This is a genomic window from Kerstersia similis (assembly GCF_965139615.1).
Lineage (GTDB): Bacteria > Pseudomonadota > Gammaproteobacteria > Burkholderiales > Burkholderiaceae_B > Kerstersia > Kerstersia similis.
Window position 1 is genome coordinate 48,008 of the sequence record NZ_CBCSIQ010000005.1, and the last position, 18,921, is coordinate 66,928.

19 protein-coding genes are annotated in these 18,921 nt (G+C 60.5%); all 19 read right to left on the reverse strand.

Going from position 1 to position 18,921, the window contains the following annotated elements; translation table 11 throughout:
• Positions 1 to 214: 214 nt before the first annotated feature.
• Complete coding sequence (locus ACNA1V_RS04895; protein WP_415832459.1) at positions 215 to 2,512, reverse strand: FepA family TonB-dependent siderophore receptor; 2,298 nt, start codon at positions 2,510 to 2,512, stop codon at positions 215 to 217.
• A 501-nt stretch (positions 2,513 to 3,013) separates the two neighbouring features.
• Positions 3,014 to 3,625, reverse strand: a complete 612-nt coding sequence (recO, locus tag ACNA1V_RS04900) for a DNA repair protein RecO (RefSeq protein ID WP_415832460.1) — start codon at positions 3,623 to 3,625, stop codon at positions 3,014 to 3,016.
• Positions 3,618 to 4,589 (reverse strand): GTPase Era, encoded by a 972-nt coding sequence (gene era / locus ACNA1V_RS04905; RefSeq protein ID WP_415832461.1) that lies wholly within the window; start codon positions 4,587 to 4,589, stop codon positions 3,618 to 3,620. Before era ends, recO begins: the two co-directional genes overlap by 8 nt.
• The gene (rnc, locus tag ACNA1V_RS04910; protein ID WP_415832462.1) at positions 4,586 to 5,356 is read right to left on the reverse strand and encodes a ribonuclease III; all 771 of its coding nucleotides are present in this window, start codon (positions 5,354 to 5,356) and stop codon (positions 4,586 to 4,588) included. Before rnc ends, era begins: the two co-directional genes overlap by 4 nt.
• 4 nt (positions 5,357 to 5,360) lie before the next feature.
• Positions 5,361 to 6,245, reverse strand: coding sequence for a signal peptidase I (lepB, locus tag ACNA1V_RS04915; protein ID WP_415832463.1), 885 nt, complete (start codon positions 6,243 to 6,245; stop codon positions 5,361 to 5,363).
• 13 nt (positions 6,246 to 6,258) lie between these two features.
• Positions 6,259 to 8,052: a translation elongation factor 4 gene (gene lepA, locus ACNA1V_RS04920; protein WP_415832464.1), complete on the reverse strand. Its 1,794-nt coding sequence runs from the start codon at positions 8,050 to 8,052 to the stop codon at positions 6,259 to 6,261.
• 145 nt (positions 8,053 to 8,197) lie between these two features.
• Positions 8,198 to 9,682 (reverse strand): DegQ family serine endoprotease, encoded by a 1,485-nt coding sequence (locus ACNA1V_RS04925; protein ID WP_415832465.1) that lies wholly within the window; start codon positions 9,680 to 9,682, stop codon positions 8,198 to 8,200.
• Between the two features lie 58 nt (positions 9,683 to 9,740).
• Complete coding sequence (locus ACNA1V_RS04930) at positions 9,741 to 10,778, reverse strand: MucB/RseB C-terminal domain-containing protein (RefSeq protein ID WP_415832466.1); 1,038 nt, start codon at positions 10,776 to 10,778, stop codon at positions 9,741 to 9,743.
• Positions 10,779 to 10,804: 26 nt separating this feature from the next.
• Positions 10,805 to 11,299: an RseA family anti-sigma factor gene (locus ACNA1V_RS04935; RefSeq protein ID WP_415832467.1), complete on the reverse strand. Its 495-nt coding sequence runs from the start codon at positions 11,297 to 11,299 to the stop codon at positions 10,805 to 10,807.
• A gap of 9 nt (positions 11,300 to 11,308) precedes the next feature.
• Complete coding sequence (gene rpoE / locus ACNA1V_RS04940) at positions 11,309 to 11,908, reverse strand: RNA polymerase sigma factor RpoE (RefSeq protein WP_415832468.1); 600 nt, start codon at positions 11,906 to 11,908, stop codon at positions 11,309 to 11,311.
• On the reverse strand, positions 11,905 to 12,363 hold the full coding sequence (locus ACNA1V_RS04945; RefSeq protein ID WP_415832469.1) for a protein YgfX: 459 nt from the start codon (positions 12,361 to 12,363) through the stop codon (positions 11,905 to 11,907). The genes rpoE and ACNA1V_RS04945 overlap by 4 nt, the downstream gene beginning before the upstream one ends.
• Positions 12,364 to 12,367: 4 nt before the next feature.
• The gene (gene fabF / locus ACNA1V_RS04950) at positions 12,368 to 13,597 is read right to left on the reverse strand and encodes a beta-ketoacyl-ACP synthase II (RefSeq protein ID WP_415832470.1); all 1,230 of its coding nucleotides are present in this window, start codon (positions 13,595 to 13,597) and stop codon (positions 12,368 to 12,370) included.
• Positions 13,598 to 13,759: 162 nt separating this feature from the next.
• Positions 13,760 to 13,999: an acyl carrier protein gene (gene acpP / locus ACNA1V_RS04955; RefSeq protein ID WP_415832471.1), complete on the reverse strand. Its 240-nt coding sequence runs from the start codon at positions 13,997 to 13,999 to the stop codon at positions 13,760 to 13,762.
• Positions 14,000 to 14,181: 182 nt separating this feature from the next.
• Entirely contained in the window at positions 14,182 to 14,922 is a 741-nt protein-coding gene (gene fabG, locus ACNA1V_RS04960; RefSeq protein WP_415832472.1) for a 3-oxoacyl-ACP reductase FabG, read from the reverse strand.
• A gap of 14 nt (positions 14,923 to 14,936) precedes the next feature.
• Positions 14,937 to 15,872, reverse strand: a complete 936-nt coding sequence (fabD, locus tag ACNA1V_RS04965; protein ID WP_415832473.1) for an ACP S-malonyltransferase — start codon at positions 15,870 to 15,872, stop codon at positions 14,937 to 14,939.
• Between the two features lie 35 nt (positions 15,873 to 15,907).
• Complete coding sequence (locus tag ACNA1V_RS04970) at positions 15,908 to 16,882, reverse strand: beta-ketoacyl-ACP synthase III (protein WP_415832474.1); 975 nt, start codon at positions 16,880 to 16,882, stop codon at positions 15,908 to 15,910.
• Positions 16,883 to 16,892: 10 nt separating this feature from the next.
• Complete coding sequence (plsX, locus tag ACNA1V_RS04975; protein WP_415832475.1) at positions 16,893 to 17,936, reverse strand: phosphate acyltransferase PlsX; 1,044 nt, start codon at positions 17,934 to 17,936, stop codon at positions 16,893 to 16,895.
• 75 nt (positions 17,937 to 18,011) lie between these two features.
• Entirely contained in the window at positions 18,012 to 18,194 is a 183-nt protein-coding gene (gene rpmF, locus ACNA1V_RS04980; RefSeq protein ID WP_415832476.1) for a 50S ribosomal protein L32, read from the reverse strand.
• Between the two features lie 88 nt (positions 18,195 to 18,282).
• Positions 18,283 to 18,822: a YceD family protein gene (locus tag ACNA1V_RS04985; protein WP_253099639.1), complete on the reverse strand. Its 540-nt coding sequence runs from the start codon at positions 18,820 to 18,822 to the stop codon at positions 18,283 to 18,285.
• Positions 18,823 to 18,921 lie beyond the last annotated feature (99 nt).

An 18,921-nucleotide genomic window follows, 5' to 3' on the forward strand; every position in this document is an offset into this window, starting at 1 on the left:
GCGTACCGGCTGGCCCGCCCGGGCCACGCCGTCCGCCCCAGGGCAGGACGGCACCGCCCGGTATGCCTGCTGCCGCGCTGCCACGGCAGCCAAGCCTATTGCCAAAAAATATGCCGCATGACGCCAGTTCTGGCGTCATGCGGCATATTTCCAGATCCATCCTGCCGCTCCGATGCTTACAGATTGGCAGGACCTGAACCTGGGCGTGTTGCGTTCAGAACCTGGCAGTGAGGTTCAGGAAGTAGGAACGGCCGTGCTCGTTGTAGGTATGGGCACCTGCGCCCAGCACATCGGCATTGCTGGTGCCTGTATTCAGGCCGGTGCGATACAGACGCTTGTTGAAGAGGTTTTCAATCCCCAGGCGCACGCTGAAATTCTTGTTGATTTCGTAACCGCCATTCAGGCCCACCAGCGCATAGGGATTCAGGCCCGGGCGCGATACCACATCGTCGCCACGGCGAACGTCGAAATCAGCGGCTTCCTGCTTGCCGTACCAGGTCAGGGATGCCTGCAGCGCCAAGCGCTCGCTGATGGCCCAATCCAGCCAGGAGTTGACCGTGTACTTGGGAATGATGCTCAGCGGCTGGTTATAGGTCTTGTCCTTGGACGAAATCATGTAAGTGAAGTTCGTATTCCAGGACACGGCATCTGTGAACGGAATGAAGATATTGCCTTCCAGGCCCGAGACTTCGGCCTTGGGCGTATTCACCCATTGCAGCAGATAGGGGTTCTGCGCGCCCAGGCCAGCTTGCCCGACGGGATCGACACCCGCCACAATCTTGTTCTTGTAGTCATTGCGGAAGTAGGCCAGGCTGGCATTGAAAATGCCGTCGTCATAGGCCACACCGATTTCCTTGTTGACGCTGGTTTCGCTCTTCAGATCCGCGTTCCCTTGCAGATAGCAGCCGCCATTGGGCGTCAAAGTCGTGCGGCAACCAATGCCGCGGCTATACAGCAGATAGTTCGGATTGGCCTGGTAAAGATTCGGCGTCTTGTAGGCGCGCGCAATACCACCGCGAATTGTCCAGACATCGTTGACCATATAGGATGCCGTCAGACCGGGACTGACGTTATTGCCGAATTCCTCATGATGGTTGAAGCGCACGGTAGGCGTCAGGGTAAAGGCATCCGTCACGCGCACGTTATCTTCAATCCAGATGGCGAAGCTGCTGTATGACAATTTGCTTTGCCCATCACGCCCCGGCACACCAATCGGCTCGAAATTCTGGTTGCCCAAGGTCAGTTTGCGGAAACTGCCAGGATCGTCCAGCGATTCATGCTTCCATTCCGCGCCCACCGTCAGCATCTGCTCCAGGCCAGCGAAATCCAGCGGCAGGCTGACATCGCCATCCAGGCGCCATTCCTTGAAGCGGCTTTCATAACGGCTTTGCGGCGAGGCGTTTTCCCCCAGGAAAGCTCCTTCCGGCCCGCCAAACAGCCCCTCGGCGCCACGAGAATTGCGGGTATAGCCGTAGCTCAACCCCAGGTTGGATACCCCCCAATCCCAATTGCCCTTGTGCGTCAGGCCCAGATCGGTACGATACACAATCGTGGTTTCCGAGCCCCACAGATCGCGCACCGATTGGAAGGTGGGGTTGCTCGCCGTATCTTTGCTATTCATATTCTGGGTATCGCCAGAATACAGATCGCTCTTGCGGCTATAGCCCAGATCCAGTTCCAGCGACTGACGCGAATCAATGTCCAGAACCAGTTCGCCATTCAGATAGCGATCTCGCTTACCCGTCTTGCCAGCGGCCGCCGTGATGTCATTTTCGGTGTAAGAGCCATGGCCATCATTCAGGTTCAAGGCATCCGGCTGCGTCTTGGCATAGCCGCCATAAAGACGGAAACCCAGTTTTTCCGCCGCCGGGCCGGACAGCAGGAATGTCGCGCGGCGGCTATGGCCTTCGTCCGAATCCTGGTGCCAATCGTTGTAGGTTGTCACCGAACCATGAAACTCTTCCGTCGGCTTCTTCGTGATGATATTGACCACACCCCCCATGGCGCCCGAACCATAGCGTGCCGCAGCCGGCCCGCGCAGGATTTCGACGCGCTCGATGGCTTCCGGCGGCACCCAGCCGGTATCGCCATCGGTGTCACGCTCACCGGTCCAGCCCTGGCGCGAAGCATTGCGCGAGTTGGCCGGACGGCCGTCGATCAACACCATGGTGTTATCCGGGCCCATGCCACGAATGTCGATCTGGCGGCGATTGCCGCGCATACCGGAAGCTGCGCTGCCGGTCAGATTGACACCCGGCTCGCGCCGCAGGATTTCAGCGAGATCGGAAGCCGGCGGCCGCTTTTCCAGTTCTGCGGCAGTAATCACCGACACGCCCAATGCTTCCTTCTGCTCTTCGGCCGCTGTCCCCAACACCGTCACGGCTTCCAGTTCACGCGACGGTTGTACGGGCTGATTCGGCTGTGCTTGCTGGGCATGCGCGACCGGCAAAGCAGACAACAAGCACACAGCGGTGGCTATCCGGTTGAACCGGAATTGGGCATGCTGAAACATAAGGGGAAGTCTCGCTCAAGAAATATCGTGCTCTATTCAGACCCTAATCAGGTCAACAACAGGCAAGATAAAAGAAAATACATTAAGAACCATTCTCTTTCGATTCTTACATGAAAGCGATATATGAACAAGAAACCATAAGAATCCTGTAGCGTATGGTCCACACGCAAAGATTCGTATCAGGCCTGCGATAGATAGCGGAACAGCATCCGTGGAAAAACCACCCTGGACGAAACCCTCCCCGCCTCTGCCCGAGACTATCTGTGCCCGAGACTATCTGTGCCCGAGACTATCTGTGCCCGAGACTATCTGTGCTTGAGACTATCTGTGCTTGAGACTATCTGTACCTGAGACTATCTGTACCTGAGACTTTCCGTACCTGAGACTTTCCGTGCCTGGGGCTTCCCCTATCTGGACTTTCCAGACCGGACTTTCAATACTGAGATTCCGGGTCTGAAATTTCCACACTGATATTTCAGTGTGGATTCCCGAATCGCCCCTTCAGGCGGCCGGCTGATTTTGGGCCAGCCAGCGCTGCAGGTCGATCAAAACCCTGCGCGTCGCCAACTGACGGCCGGCCAGATGTTCTGCCAGGCGCTCGCGCAGGCGTGCCCGCAGGCCAGGCTCATTCTCCAGGGCGGAGAAGTCCGGTTCCGCTTCATCCAGGCCGTAGCCCGTTTCACGCAAGAGGGTCCATTCAAAGCGGCGCAGCGCTGCTACCGCCGGCCCGCCGCTGGCCAACTGGCGCAAGGCTGCCTCATAGGCATCAAAGACTTCCGGGTAGGCGTCTTCGCGAGGCAGCAGCCGCAGCAGCAATTCATTCATATACCAGGCCGACATCAGCGCCGCCCCCGATAGAGGCATCAACCCGGCAATGTCGGCGCGCACCAGTGTCTTCACTTCCCCCGCGCCGCTCCATGAGAGCAGCAAGGGCTGGAACGTGTGCAGCACGGGACGCAAAGTGGAGTACGGGCGCTTGGCGCCCTTGGCAACCAGCGCCACGCAGCCGTGATCACGGCTGAATGCCTGGACGATCAGCGAGGTTTCCCGCCATGCTGTCGCATGCAGCAGGTAGGCAATGACATCATTGACGCGCCTGGCGCGTTTACTCATATCCCAGATCGCGCAGAGCGCTTTCACGCTCGGACCAGCCCTTGCGTACCTTGATATAGATTTCCAGGAACACGGGCTGCTCCAGCAACTTGGAAATATCCTGGCGCGCTTCGGTCGCGATGCGCTTCATGTGCTGGCCACCAGCGCCGAGCAAGATGGGGCGATGGCTCTCGCGTTCGACCACCACGCAAGCCGCAATGCGCACGCCGCCATTTTCATTTTCTTCCCATTGCTCGATCACGACGGTGCAGCCATAAGGCAGTTCGTCGCCAACCAGGCGGAAGATTTTTTCCCGGATCAACTCCGCGGCAATAAAGCGCATCGGCCGGTCAGTCAGCGTATCGGGCTCGAACATGGCTTCGCCATGCGGCAGGCCAGCAGCGATTTCCGCCAACAGGACGTCCAGCTGCTTATCCTTGGCAGCGCTGACCGGCACCACGGCATCATAGGGATGCAAGGCCGTGAGCTTCGCCACGAAGGGGAAGAGATCATTCCGCTGCTTGAGCAGATCCACCTTATTGACTGCCAGGATGACGCGCTTGCCCTTGGGCAGCAGCGGCAGCAATTTGGCGTCGCCCTCCGACCACTTGCCGGCTTCGACGACATGCACGACAACATCCACATCCGCCAGGGCCTGCGTCACGACGCGGTTCATCATGCGGTTCATGGCCCCGCCATGGCGGGTCTGGAAACCGGGGGTATCGACAAAGACGAATTGGGCATCATCCCGCGTCAGCACCCCCTGGATACGGTGGCGCGTCGTTTGTGCCTTGCGCGACACGATGGAAAGCTTGGCGCCGATCAGGGCGTTCGACAGCGTCGATTTGCCGACGTTGGGGCGGCCGACCAGCGCGACGAACCCGCAGCGGTAATCGGTATCCACAGCAGCCTCTGCCGGTATCGCCTGAGCCGATTCCGGTGTTTCAGCCGGAACGTCTGTTTCTTTGTTTTGCTCGCTGTTCATGTGCTTTTGCGCTTCATGCGCTCCTGTTCAACCGCAACGGTCAGGGCCGACTGCGAGGATTTCTTGGCGGCCTTGCCGCGCAACGGCGCCGGACAGGCTCGCTGCGCCTGTGCCAGCGCTTCGGCTGCGGCCAGCTGTTCGGCAGCACGACGGCTGCCACCAGCGGCGGTGACATGGATATTCAAGGATGTAATGGAACACTGCAGCTCGAACTGCTGATCATGTGCCGCGCCATGGATTGCCAGCACGGTATAAACCGGCAACGGCAGCTTGCGCCCCTGCAGGAATTCCTGCAACAGGGTCTTGGCGTCCTTGCCCAAGGTATGCGGATCAACACTTTCGAGCACCGGTTCGTACAGGCGCCGGATCACCCGGCGCGCTTCTTCGAACCCGGAATCCAGGAATACTGCCCCGAAAATGGCTTCGAGCGCATCGGCAAGAATGGAAGGACGGCGGTAACCGCCGCTCTTCAGTTCGCCTTCACCCAGGCGCAGGAACTCCGACAGCGACAAGGTCTGGGCAATATCCGCCAACGCGGACTGCTTGACCAGATTCGCGCGAATGCGGGACAGATCGCCTTCATCCAGCCGTTCATAACGCTGGTACAGCAAATCCGCCACCACGAAGTTCAGCACGGAATCACCCAGAAACTCCAGGCGCTCGTTGTGCTTGCCACTATGGCTGCGGTGTGTCACGGCCTGCTCCAGCAGGTCCGCATCCGTAAACTTATGGTCTATGCGCTGTTCCAGCAAACGCAAAGGGGTCATTGTCTTATTTAAATCCGCCGATACGGCTGGGCTCACGGAAATTCATCCAGATGAAGAACGCGCGGCCAACCAGGTTTTCATCGGGTACGAACCCCCAATAGCGGCTATCCAGGCTATTGTCGCGGTTGTCACCCAACACAAAATAATTCCCTTCGGGCACGATGCAGCGCACGCCTTCGCGGCCATAACGGCACTGGTCGAAGTAAGGGAAGCGCCAGATCGGGTTCAGGTTCGGCATGGCGTTTTCATTGAGCAGAATGTCATGCTTGCGCTCGCCCAGGGTCTCGATATAGCGCGCCCCATACGCCATGCGCTCAGGGTCGTAGTAATCGCCATCGCGCACATGCGGCACCACCTCGCCGTTGATCAGCAGGGTCTGGTTGATATACGCGACTTCATCACCCGGCAGGCCGACGATGCGCTTGATGTAATCCGTCTGCGGATCTACCGGATAACGGAACACCACGACATCGCCGCGCTGCGGATCCCCTACGGGGATGACTTTCTTGTCCAGCACCGGCAAACGAATGCCATAGCTGAATTTGTTCACCAGGATCAGGTCGCCGGATTGCAGTGTCGGCAACATGGAACCGGACGGAATGCGGAACGGTTCAACAATGAACGAGCGCAAGACGAATACGAACAGAATGACGGGAAAGAAGCTGACCGCGTACTCCACCCACCAGGGGGCACGGTTCAGCTTGTTGCGCAATGCGCGCGACCGTTCCTCGGCGGAATCCGCATCCAGCACGCCTTCCTTGAGCTGGCGCTGGATTTCCGCTTCGGCACGCGCTGCCCTGGCTTTCCTCAACCATACCCGGTCGATGATCTTGACGGCCCCCGTCAATACCAGCAGCAGAAACAATATCAGGGCGAAATTCCAGCTCATCCGCGTTCCAACCTTATTTGTCCTCAACCTGCAGAATGGCCAGGAACGCCTCCTGCGGAATTTCCACCGTACCGACCTGCTTCATGCGCTTCTTGCCTGCCTTCTGTTTCTCAAGCAGCTTTTTCTTGCGCGAGATATCGCCACCATAGCACTTGGCCAACACGTTCTTGCGCAAGGCCTTGACGTTTTCACGCGCGATGATTTCCGCGCCGATGGCTGCCTGGATGGCCACATCGTACATTTGGCGCGGAATCAGCTCGCGCATCTTGGACACCACCTCACGCGCACGGAAACGCGCATTGCTGCGGTGAACAATCATGGAGAGCGCATCCACGCGATCGCTATTGATCAGCAGATCGACCTTGACCACATCTGCCGAACGGTACTCCATGAATTCATAGTCCATCGAGGCATAGCCACGGGATACCGATTTCAGCCGGTCGAAGAAGTCCAGCACGATTTCGGCCAGCGGAATTTCATAGACCAGGTGCACCTGCTTGCCGTGATAGCTCATGTTGACCTGGGCGCCGCGCTTCTGGTTGCACAGCGTCATGACAGGGCCCACATACTCTTGCGGCATGAACAGCGTCACTTTCACGATGGGCTCGCGAATATCTTCGATCTTGCCCACTTCCGGCATGCGCGACGGACTTTCGACCATCAGCATTTCGCCATCCCGCTGCATCACTTCATACACCACCGACGGCGCGGTGGTGATGATGTCCATGTCGAACTCGCGCTCCAGGCGCTCCTGCACGATTTCCATGTGCAGCAGGCCCAGGAAACCGCAGCGGAAGCCAAAGCCCAGCGCCTGCGACACTTCCGGTTCGAACATCAGCGCGGCGTCATTGAGCTTGAGCTTTTCCAGCGCATCACGCAGTTGATCGTATTCGCTGGATTCCACCGGATACAGGCCGGAAAACACCTGCGGCTGCACTTCCTTGAAACCCGGCAAAGCGCCGGACGCCGGCTTGCCAGCCAGCGTCACGGTGTCGCCCACCTTGGCGTCTTCGAGTTCCTTGATACCTGCGATGATGAAACCGACCTCGCCCGCCGACAGGCTGTCGCGCTTGACGGACTTGGGGGTAAACACACCGATCTGCTCGCAGAGGTGGGTCGCGCCTGTCGCCATCAACAGGATCTTGTCCTTGGGACGCAGCACACCGTTGACGATGCGCACCAGCATGACCACGCCGACGTAGTTATCAAACCAGGAGTCGATGATCAAAGCCTGCAGGGGCTGATCCACGCTGCCACGTGGCGGCGGCACCTTGGCAACCACCATCTCCAGGATATCGTCGATGCCCATGCCGCTTTTGGCACTGGCCAGCACCGCCTGCGAAGCGTCGATGCCGATGACATCCTCAATTTCCGAGCGTGCGCTCTCGGGATCGGCCTGGGGCAGATCCATCTTGTTGAGCACGGGCAGCACTTCCACGCCCAGTTCAATGGCCGTGTAGCAGTTGGCGACCGTCTGCGCTTCCACGCCTTGCGAGGCATCCACCACCAGCAACGCGCCTTCGCAGGCCGACAGCGAACGGCTGACCTCATAGGAGAAATCGACGTGCCCCGGGGTGTCGATCAGGTTGAGCTGATAAACCTGACCGTCATTGGCCTTGTAGGTCAGCGCTGCCGTCTGGGCCTTGATGGTAATGCCGCGCTCGCGCTCAAGATCCATGGAATCGAGCACCTGCGACGACATTTCCCGATCCTGCAGACCGCCGCAGCGCTGGATCAAGCGATCCGCCAGCGTCGATTTACCGTGGTCGATGTGGGCAATGATAGAGAAATTGCGGATATGCTGCATAAACCGTCATGAAAAAGGCGGAAACAGGCCGGCTGGTGCCCGATAGGCAGGCATTCGCCGCCCGGCCGGGATTTAGCCGTGATAGCAAAAAGGGGCGCAACGCACCCCTTTTTGCGGCAACCAGCCATTTTAGCGGGTTTTGCCCTTACTTCGCGGGCAGTTCCAGCGTCACCCACAGGCTGATGTCATCACGACGCACCAACAAGGCCGCACGGCTGCCCGGTTTCAGCTCGGAAACCAGCTTGTTGAACTGCTCGGGTGCAGTGATATCCTGGGTGTTGAACGTCAGCAACACATCACCCTCACGGATGCCAGCTGCGGCAGCCGGGCCTTCGGCACGACGCACCACGACCCCTCCGGAAACCTTCAACGCTGCCCGGGCCTCGGCATCCAGCGGCGCCACAACCAGACCCAGCGCATTGGCATTGGCTGTCGCAGGTGCTTGCTCGGCTGCCGGGCTTTCATCTGCCGGAATCTCGCCGATACGCACGCTCAAGGTCATTTTCTTACCCTTGCGCCAGACTTCCAGCGGCGCCTTGGTATCCGGCTTGGTATCGCCAACCAGGCGCGGCAGATCAGACCAGCGTTTGATTTCATGACCATTGAAGCCCACGATCACATCGCCGGCCTGCACGCCAGCAGCTTCTGCCGGGCCTTTTTCCTCAACCATGCTGACCATCGCACCTTGCGAGTTGGGCAGGCCGATGGCGTCAGCCACATCCTTGCTGACCTCGGAAATCTGCACACCGATACGGCCGCGCACCACCCGGCCATTGGCCTTGAGCTGATCTGCCACCCGCATGGCTTCGTCTATGGGAATGGCCAGGGAGATACCGATGAAGCCGCCGCTGCGCGTCACGATCTGGGAATTGATACCGACAGCTTCACCATCCAGGTTGATCAGCGGTCCGCCGGAGTTACCCGGATTGACGGCCACATCCGTCTGGATGAAAGGCAGGTAATCCCCGGTTTCCCGGCCAATGGCGCTCACGATACCGGACGTCACGGTGGACTCCAGGCCAAAGGGCGAACCGATGGCCAGCACCCACTGGCCCTTGCGCAGCTTGTTGGAATCACCTATGGCCAGCGGCTGCAAGTCTTTCTGGTCATCGACCTTGATCACCGCCACATCGGTACGCGCATCGGCACCGATCAGGCGCGCCTTGACCTCACGGCCATCGGTGAAGGTAACGAAAATATCCGTTGCGCCATCGACAACGTGGTTATTGGTGAGGATATAGCCATCATCGGACACGATAAAGCCCGAACCGATACCGCGCGGCACCGTACGCGGCTCTGCCGGCGCTTGCCCGGCCCCCGGCCCAGGCCGGCGTCCGGCTCCCGGCGGTACCATATCGGGGCCGAAGAACCAGCGGAACATTTCATAGGGGTCATCACCGCCAAAGCCAGGCATGCCGCCACGGGGCTGCACGGTGGCAGTGGTTCGGATATTCACGACCGAACCTTCGGTCTTTTCCACAATCGACGTGAAATCCGGCAAGCCGTCCAGCGTGCGCGTCTGCGCCATGGCCTGCTGGGCGCCCAGCGTCATGCACGCCGCCAGCGCCAGGGTCGCCGCCCGGAGGGCGGCAGAACGGAATAATCCGGTCATCAAAGAGTCACTACGCATAATAGCCTTCTGCTCCATACTCATTCCTGCCCAAGGAGGAACTCAGGGTTAAGGTCTCTTACTGCGGCGCGCCCGGCACGTATTCCACTGCATCGACCACGTGCGCCAGCGCATCGGCGGGCACCTCGCCCACCGCCGTCAGCCAGTAATCGGCAATGCGCACGCCATGGATATGGGTTGCGCCCCGCTGCGCCTGCTCGCGTACCGGGCGCCCGGTACGGGACGAGGACTGCAGCGGCTCGATAAACACCGAGAAAGCCGCCAACCCATCTGACAGCACCAACTGGCTAACAGTTTCACGGTGATTTAAATTTCTTTGCACTTGCATCACCGGCACAAAGCCCGGCGGCGGCGTAATGCGCCAGCCCTGGCTCGCCAGATCCACCGGCGCCATGTGGCTGCTCTGCACTTCCCAGCCAGGCTCCACCGCCTCGCCACGCAGGCGGGCCGGATTGACGTCGGCACCGGTGTCCAGCGCAGCAAAGGCATATTGCTCCAGCACCTGCCCGTCCTGCCCGAGAATCTGGGCCTTCAAGAGCAATCCGGTAGCCTGGTCGATGCAAACCCGGTGCGCATAGCGGTAATTGTCCTTGGGTTCGATATGCGCAACCTGGCAAGGACGTCCGGCGATACGCGCCAGGCCGCTGTCATCCACACGCACCACATAATGCTGCAGCAGATTCGTCGCGTCTCCTTGCAAGAGCGAGGGAAAACGGCCGGATTTGCCGGAATCCTGCTTGACCAGCTTGCGCTGCGGCAGCACATAGCTCACATCGTCGTTATGGCGCAGATATTCCCTGGGTTCGCCATCCAGCGCATACATGCGCTCACGCTCGCCCGTGCCATCCATGATATGCGCCAGCAGCGACGACTGCAGGGCCTGGCCCTGCTGATAGATCAGAATGCCGCTGTAGTCCTCGTCCCGAGCCGCCGCCTGGACACGGTCCAGCAACGCCTTGGCGTCGGCTTCGCTCAGCGCTGCCGACGCTGGAGCGGCCTGTACCGGGCCTGCCAGCACCAACGCGCCGGCCAGACTCAATACGCCCAGCAAGCTCCGCTTGCGCTGCCGATCATCCTGCGCGGCTTCTCTCTTCATGGCTGCCCGTCCCAGCATCGGCCGCCTCACAGGCCGCCATCAAAGGAAACCTGGCGGATACCTGAGCCCGGATTCGCCAGCTCCCGGTGGGCATCGACATACTCCAGCAAGGCGGGGGCCTCGACCGAACGGCCATCGGCCAACACCGGTGCGGGCGAACCGCCAGTGGAGAAATAGGGTTGCGCCACCCAGGCCACCGAGGCCACGGCCGCAGCGGCAGCCAGCCCGGACAGGCCGAAACGCCAGACACGACCGCTGCGGCGCGGCGTCATCAGCGTGGGTTCCTGCTCCAGCGCGCCAGCGAGCCGTACCCGCCATTTTTCCGATACCTGGATCGACAGCCCGGGGCTGCGCAATACATCACCGATCAGATGGTAAGCGTCCCAATCCTGGCGCCCCTTGGGCGTATCCAGTTCCATTGGCCAGACGTCACCGCCTTCGCCATCCATGAAAGCGGACAATGCCTGTTCGCGCGACAGGGCATCCGCTTCGGCCTCTCGCCTTTGCGTACTTGACTGCATGCTAGCTCCTTACCAGCGCCGTTCCTGATCCGTATCCAGCAACGGGCGCAAACGGGCGGCGATTGCCTCCCGTGCGCGGAAAATCCGCGACCTTACCGTTCCAATAGGACAATTCATGGTCTGAGCAATTTCGTCGTAGCTCATCCCCTCGATTTCCCTCAGCACGATAGCCGTACGCAGCTCCTCCGGCAGTTCCTCGATCACTGCATTGACCGTCGCGGCAATTTCGCGGCTGGCAAGCACCGATTCCGGTGTGCTGATATCGCTTAGGTTGTCGGTTTCACTAAAAGTTTCACCATCTTCGTTTTCCAATACGCCGGTGCCGCTCGGACGCCGGCCGGAAGCCGACAGCCAGTTGCGCGCCGTATTGATGGCAATACGATACAACCAGGTATAGAAAGCGCTCTCACCACGGAATTGACCCAGGGCCCGATAGGCCTTGATAAAGGTTTCCTGCGCAACATCTTCCAGGTCTGCCGGGTCGCGGATCATGCGCGACAACAGCCGCATTATCTTGCGCTGGTACTTGCGCACCAGCAGATCAAATGCAGTCTTGTCGCCTTGCTGCACCCTTGCGACCAGGGCGCTATCGACCTCTTTTTCACTCATGCAGTTCCTCCCGGACGCGGCTCGCCCAGATTGAACTGCTGGCGCACTGCCAGCAGATTCAAGCGCCGCCAGCCCGCAGGCTCAACGGCGTCGCGCCAGATAGTCATATGCTGCACGCCTTGCGGCCCTTCCAGGCGCAAGGCCAGGCAAGATGCCGACGCCTGAACCGACCAGCAACTTACATTCTGCCAGCCCGACCGGGCGCGCACACTGAAATTGCCTTGAGCATCGACGCGCAGCAGACCCTGGCGCGATACCAGGCGATGCTCATGCCAGGCCATTACAAACATGGCGGACACCCCTGCCAGCCAAGCCAGCCAGGTGTCCGCCATATGCCAGGACAGAACCAGCGCCAGGCAGGCGCCTGACGCAATGCTAACGGAACCGGCAAGCGCCCAACGGCGCTTGCTGCTCCCGGGCGCCACCAGCAGCACGCCCTGTCCGGCGGCGTCCACGATATCAGACCTTGCGGACGACCATCGAGCCGTTGGTGCCACCGAAACCAAAGGAGTTCGACAGGGCCACGTCGATCTTGAGCTCACGCGCCTGATTGGCGCAGTAGTCGAGATCGCACTCGGGATCCTGGTTAAACAGATTGATCGTCGGGGGCGAGACCTGGTTATAAACGGCCAGCGTGGTGAACACGGCTTCGATACCGCCTGCCGCACCCAGCAAATGGCCGGTCATGGACTTGGTCGAATTGATCACGAGCTTGCGCGCGTGATCGCCGAATGCCAGCTTCAGTGCCTCGGTCTCGTTCTTGTCGCCCAGCGGCGTGGAGGTACCGTGCGCATTCACATAGCTGATTTCGTCGGCATTGATGCCGCCGTTGCGCAGCGCGTTCTGCACGCCGCGTGCCGGGCCTTCGCGGTTCGGCGCAGTGATGTGATAGGCGTCGGAGCTCATGCCATAACCGGCGAACTCGCCATAGATACGGGCGCCGCGCTTGCGCGCATGCTCGTATTCCTCCAGCACCAGCACACCCGCGCCTTCACCCAGCACGAAACCGTCACGATCGCGATCCCAGGGACGCGATGCCGTTTCCGGATCGTCGTTGCGCAAAGAGAGGGCACGCATGGCCGCGAAACCGCCGATACCCAGCGGCGAAACCGTGGATTCGGCACCGCCAGCCAGCATGACGTCAGCGTCACCATATTCGATCAGGCGGGCGGCATCACCAATGCTGTGCAGACCCGTCGTACATGCGGACACGACCGCATAGCTCGGGCCACGCATGCCGAACCGGATGGACAGCTGCCCGGAAATCAGGTTGATCAGCGAAGCCGGCACGAAGAACGGCGATATGCGGCGGGCACCACGTTCCAGGTATTCGGTCTGCGTTTCTTCGATACGGGGCAAGCCACCGATACCCGACCCGACGATGACGCCGACCCGGTCTGCATTGGCTTCGGTAATTTCCAGCCCGCTATCCTGCCACGCCTGCACCCCGGCAGCCACGCCATAATGGATGAAGGTATCCATCTGACGCGCTTCCTTGGACGGAATGTATTGCGTGACATCAAAATCTTTTACTTCGCCGGCGATCTGGGCCGTCAGACCAGACGGATCGAAGCGGGTAATACGCCCGATCCCGGACCGTCCGTTGACGATGTTGTCCCATGCCGTAGCGATGTCGTTGCCGACGGGGCTGACGATACCCAGGCCTGTAATCACGACACGTCGCTTCACGGGTGACTCCTAAAACAGACAAAGAAAAGGCGGCCTGCAGACCACGACAAACGCCGCATCAGCCAGGATGACCGGTCGATCGGAATTCGTCGCTAGTCTTCAGTAACCGCCTGACGGACGGGCGCGCCAGGCACGCCCGATACCCATTACAGACAACAAGAATTACGACTTCAGGTTGGTGCTGACGTAGTCGATGGCTTGCTGAACGTTGGTGATCTTCTCCGCCTCTTCGTCGGGGATCTCGGTTTCGAATTCGTCTTCCAGCGCCATGACCAATTCGACCATGTCGAGCGAATCGGCACCGAGGTCGTCAAGGAAGGAAGATTCGTTCTTGACCTCGGCTTCGTTGACGCCAAGTTGTTCAGCGACGATCTTCTTGACGCGCTGTTCGATGCTTTCCATGCAGATCTCCAAATGGGGAAAAATCCCGCGAATTATAGCCAAGCGTGAAAATTTTCAAACACCGGCCGTGACAAAAAAACATGTACTCGCGCAACGGGCTGCTGCGCGGCGTACGCCTCTGACAAATGCCAGCGGTTTTCCACCCCTTGCGTCGGGGCCGGAGCACCGCCAGCACAGCGGCATTACTGCATATACATGCCACCGTTCACGTGCAGCGTGCTGCCCGTAATGTAACCTGCCTGCGGTCCGGCCAGGAAGGCCACCGCATTGGCAATATCCGCCGGATCGCCCAAACGACCCAAGGGAATCTGCGACAACAGCGCGCTGGTCTGATTTTCGCCCAGCGCACGCGTCATGTCAGTCTCGATGAAACCCGGAGCAACGCAGTTTACCGTGATTCCACGGCTGCCCAGCTCGCGCGCCAGCGCACGGGCCATGCCGGCCACGCCCGCCTTGGCGGCCGCGTAATTGGCTTGCCCGGCATTGCCGCTGGCGCCAACGACCGACGTAATGTTGATGATACGGCCCCAACGGGCCTTCATCATCGGGCGCATGACCGCACGCGACATGCGGAACACTGCCGTCAGATTGGTTTCCAGCACAGCATCCCAATCCTCGTCCTTCATGCGCATGGCCAGCGTATCACGCGTAATGCCCGCATTGTTGACCAGGATATGCGGGCCACCGCCTTCTGCCGTCAGCGCTTCGACCAACGCAGCGCACGCCGCTGCATCATTGACGTTAAGCACAACGCCACGACCACCCTGCGGAGCCAGCGCAGCCGTAATATCCTGGGCACCTGCTTCCGAGGTTGCCGTCCCTATCACTTTGGCACCCCGGGCCGCCAGTTCCAGCGCCACGGCGCGGCCAATGCCACGGGAAGCACCCGTTACCAGCGCAATCTTGTCCTGCAGTTCCATCATCCGTTCCTCAATCCTCAAGCGCCTGCCAGCGCGGCCAGCGCCGCTTCCAGCGAGGCAGGGTCCGCCACCGACAAGGCCGTGATTTCAGGCTCGATGCGGCGCACCAGCCCGGTCAGCACCTTGCCCGGCCCGAATTCCACAATATGAGTCACACCCTGGGCACGGAAGGCCTGCACGGTTTCCACCCAGCGCACCGGATGCCAGGCCTGACGCACTAGCGCGTCACGGATCGCTTCCGGTGTCGTTTCCACAGCGACATCGACGTTATTGACGACAGGAACCAGCGGTGCATTGATCGTCACGCCAGCCAATGCCTGGCCCAGCACATCGGCAGCAGGACGCAGCAGGCTGGAGTGGAAAGGCGCCGAAACTGGCAAGGGCAAGGCACGCTTCGCACCCGCAGCCTTGGCACCCGCGCAGGCGCGCTCAACTGCGCCCTTGTGGCCGGCGATCACCACCTGCGCCGGGGCATTGAAATTCACGGCTTCAACCACTTCGCCCTGTGCGGCTTCCTGGCACACGGCACGTACGGTATCGTCGTCCAGGCCAAGAATGGCAGCCATGCCGCCTTCGCCTACCGGCACAGCCTGCTGCATGGCATTGGCCCGCACCCGAACCAGCGGCACGGCATCAGCCAGCGACAAAGCCCCGGCAGCGACCAAAGCCGAATACTCGCCCAGGCTGTGCCCGGCCATGACGGCCGCTTGCGCCCCACCCGCAGCGCGCCAGGCGCGATAGGCCGCCACTGCGGCCACGAGCATGGCAGGCTGGGTATTGGTCGTCAGGTTCAGCTGTTCAGCCGGCCCCTGGGCAATCAGTGCAGCCAGGTCTTCGCCCAGCGCAGCATTGGCTTCGGCCATCACGGCAGCCACATCGGGCTGGCCGGCCCAGGCGTCAAGCATGCCTACCGATTGCGAGCCCTGGCCCGGAAAGACGAACGCGAGTTTCATCAATGCGTCTCCTGTGTGATGAAGTCTGGGAGCAATTACATGCGCACCAGCACCGAGCCCCAGGTGAAACCGCCGCCCACGCCCTGCAGCAACACGTGCTGGCCAGACTGGATGCGGCCATCGCGCCGCGCGGTATCCAGGGCCAGCGGAACGCTGGCAGCAGAAGTATTGGCATGCTGGTCAAGGGTAATGATCACCTTGTCTTGCGACACGCCCAATTTGCGTGCCAGCATGGCCAGAATGCGGACATTGGCCTGGTGCGGCACCATCCAGTCGATATCATCCAGGCTCAGGCCGGCCTGTTCGCATACATTGCGCGCAGAACGGTCCAGCACCGTGACGGCCTGCTTGAAGACGGCTTGCCCATCCATACGCAGGAAGGGGTCGCCAAACACTTCGCCATAGGCGACATTGCCGGCAGCGCACAGAATCTTGCTTTGCGTGCCATCGGCCTGCAGATGCGCAGCCAGAATGCCCGGCTGATCGGCAGCACGCAGCACCACGGCGCCCGCGCCATCACCGAACAGCACGCAAGTACCGCGATCATTCCAATCCAGAATGCTGGAGAACACTTCCGCGCCAATCACCAGCGCGCAGCGCGCACGGCCCGCACGAATGTAGGCGTCTGCTGTCGTCATGGCATACACAAAGCCACTGCAGACCGCCTGGACATCGAAGGCCGCCGCATTGGCAGCGCCGATATTGGCCTGCACCAAGCAAGCCGTACTGGGGAAAACGAAATCCGGCGTGGAGGTCGCCAGGATGATGAGATCCACTTCCTCAGCCTTGGCGCCGGCATTTTCCAGCGCGGCAAACGCCGCGCGGGTCGCCAGCTCGCTGGTGCGTACACCACGCTCCGCCAGATGACGCTGACGGATTCCCGTACGCGTCACGATCCACTCATCGGAGGTTTCCACGCCGCGGGCAGCCAGGTCGGCCGCCAGCTCATCGTTGGAAACACTGCGCGGCGGCAGGAAGCTGCCTGTCCCGGCGATCACGGCATATTGCATAGCTTTTCCATTAATTAGACGTTTCCAGGGACTCACCACCCTGCTGCGTCATCTGTGCAATGTAAGAAGCGGTACGTTCCAGCACGCCCTTGGCAACGGCATCGCGCGCACGCTGCAACGCAAAGCCAAAAGCATAGCTATCCGCCGACCCATGGCTTTTGATCACAACGCCACGCAAGCCCAGCAACGCTGCGCCATTGTAATGGCGATGGTCCACACGATCCTTGAAACGGTTGAGCACCGGCTTGGCGATCAGGCCTGACATCATGGAGTAGGCATTGCGCTGGAATTCTTCGCGGATCATGCTGCCCAGCATCTTGGCAATGCCTTCCATGGCCTTGAGCACGGCATTGCCGACAAAGCCATCACAGACCACGACATCCACCGTGCCCTTGAAAATGTCATTGCCTTCGACGTTGCCGTAGAAATTCAAAGGGCTATCGCGCAGCAGCACGGCTGCATGCTTGACGACGTCATTGCCCTTGATGATTTCTTCGCCGATATTCAGCAGGCCCACGCTGGGGCGTGCCGAAGCATCGCGCCCCTGCGCCAGGGCTGCGCCCATGATGCCGAACTGCAGCAGATGTTCCGCAGAACAATCGACATTGGCACCCAGGTCGAGCATGATCGTCGCCCGGCCCAATTGATTGGGAATGGACGTCGCAATCGCCGGACGGTCTATGCCATCCAGCGTCTTCAGCACGTAGCGCGTAATCGCCATCCAGGCGCCGGTATTGCCCGCGGAAACACAGGCATCCGCCCGTCCGTCTTTGACGGCCTGGGCGGCCACGCGCATGGAGGAATCTTTTTTGCGGCGCAAGGCCACTTCGACGGGATCGTCCATCGCCACGACTTCTGTCGCAGGCACGACCTCCACCCGACCAGCGAGCGCACGCGAACGCGCATCGGCCGCCAATGCGGACGATACGGCGTCGGGTTGCCCGACCAGCAGCAAATGGACATCAGCGAACCTGCTGGCAAAATCCAGCGCAGACGGTACCGTGACGGGCAGGCCGAAATCGCCGCCCATGCAATCTATCGCGATGCGTATCACAATCGCCAGCTATTTGTTCGACAGCCCGGCGAACATCGCCGGGCATGTTCTTGCATCAGACCGAGAATCGTCGAATTACTCGTCGTTCTTGGTCTTCAGCACCTTGCGGCCACGATACACGCCGTTGGGGCTGATGTGGTGGCGCAGATGCGTTTCGCCCGTGTTGGGCTCGATCGCCGTCGGCGGATTCGTGAGGAAATCGTGCGAACGGTGCATACCGCGCTTGGACGGACTCTTTTTGTTTTGTTGAACAGCCATGATGGACTCCTGGAAAACGGAACGGATTGTACGACAAGCCGGCCTGATTAACCGCTAACCCCTCGCCGGACACCCCGGCAAGGGCACTTTACTTTTTCAGTTTGGCCAGCACCGCGAAAGGTGAAGGCCGTTTTGCTGCGGGCGCTTCCTGCTCATCCCCGGCACCCGCCGCCGACGCGTCCGGGCAGACATCGTGCCGGGGCGCGTAGGGAATACTCAAAATCAACTCATCCTCGACCTGCTCCAGCAGATCGAAGCGCGACGAACCCAAAATTTTCTCTGGCTCATCCTCTTCGCCGTCATCGCCGGAATCATCCGACTCGGCGTCACCTTCAAGCCGGGCCTCGTCGGCGACAGGCTGCAACAGCGTATCGACATCGACCGGCCAGACAAACGGCACCAAACAGCGTTGGCACATCACGACTGGCTGCGCCTGCGCCCGCAGGCGCAGCAACGATTCACCGTGGCGGCCGGCAACACCTTCAGCCTGCCATCGCACCATGCCGGCCTCGCCCTGGGGCTGTTCCGGCAAATCCGACACCAGGCGCGTGAAGCGCGCCAGAGGCTGCTCGCCCCGGGTCTGACGGCGTGTACGCACAAACGCGAAAATATCGACGACAGCACCCATGTCCAGCCCCTCGAAGCGAATGTGTTACCTGCTTGATCCGCCGCCTGCTTGATACGCTTGCCCCGTCAGTATCTCGGCTGGCGCACAAAAAGCACGCCC

Excerpts from the sequence above, each read along its gene's own strand:
- ACNA1V_RS04895 (WP_415832459.1), bottom strand. The coding sequence starts at position 2,512 with ATGTTTCAGCATGCCCAATTCCGGTTCAACCGGATAGCCACCGCTGTG.
- recO (WP_415832460.1), bottom strand. The coding sequence starts at position 3,625 with ATGAGTAAACGCGCCAGGCGCGTCAATGATGTCATTGCCTACCTGCTG.
- era (WP_415832461.1), bottom strand. The coding sequence starts at position 4,589 with ATGAACAGCGAGCAAAACAAAGAAACAGACGTTCCGGCTGAAACACCG.
- rnc (WP_415832462.1), bottom strand. The coding sequence starts at position 5,356 with ATGACCCCTTTGCGTTTGCTGGAACAGCGCATAGACCATAAGTTTACG.
- lepB (WP_415832463.1), bottom strand. The coding sequence starts at position 6,245 with ATGAGCTGGAATTTCGCCCTGATATTGTTTCTGCTGCTGGTATTGACG.
- lepA (WP_415832464.1), bottom strand. The coding sequence starts at position 8,052 with ATGCAGCATATCCGCAATTTCTCTATCATTGCCCACATCGACCACGGT.
- ACNA1V_RS04925 (WP_415832465.1), bottom strand. The coding sequence starts at position 9,682 with ATGCGTAGTGACTCTTTGATGACCGGATTATTCCGTTCTGCCGCCCTC.
- ACNA1V_RS04930 (WP_415832466.1), bottom strand. The coding sequence starts at position 10,778 with ATGAAGAGAGAAGCCGCGCAGGATGATCGGCAGCGCAAGCGGAGCTTG.
- ACNA1V_RS04935 (WP_415832467.1), bottom strand. The coding sequence starts at position 11,299 with ATGCAGTCAAGTACGCAAAGGCGAGAGGCCGAAGCGGATGCCCTGTCG.
- rpoE (WP_415832468.1), bottom strand. The coding sequence starts at position 11,908 with ATGAGTGAAAAAGAGGTCGATAGCGCCCTGGTCGCAAGGGTGCAGCAA.
- acpP (WP_415832471.1), bottom strand. The coding sequence starts at position 13,999 with ATGGAAAGCATCGAACAGCGCGTCAAGAAGATCGTCGCTGAACAACTT.
- fabG (WP_415832472.1), bottom strand. The coding sequence starts at position 14,922 with ATGATGGAACTGCAGGACAAGATTGCGCTGGTAACGGGTGCTTCCCGT.
- fabD (WP_415832473.1), bottom strand. The coding sequence starts at position 15,872 with ATGAAACTCGCGTTCGTCTTTCCGGGCCAGGGCTCGCAATCGGTAGGC.
- ACNA1V_RS04970 (WP_415832474.1), bottom strand. The coding sequence starts at position 16,882 with ATGCAATATGCCGTGATCGCCGGGACAGGCAGCTTCCTGCCGCCGCGC.
- rpmF (WP_415832476.1), bottom strand. The coding sequence starts at position 18,194 with ATGGCTGTTCAACAAAACAAAAAGAGTCCGTCCAAGCGCGGTATGCAC.
- ACNA1V_RS04985 (WP_253099639.1), bottom strand. The coding sequence starts at position 18,822 with ATGGGTGCTGTCGTCGATATTTTCGCGTTTGTGCGTACACGCCGTCAG.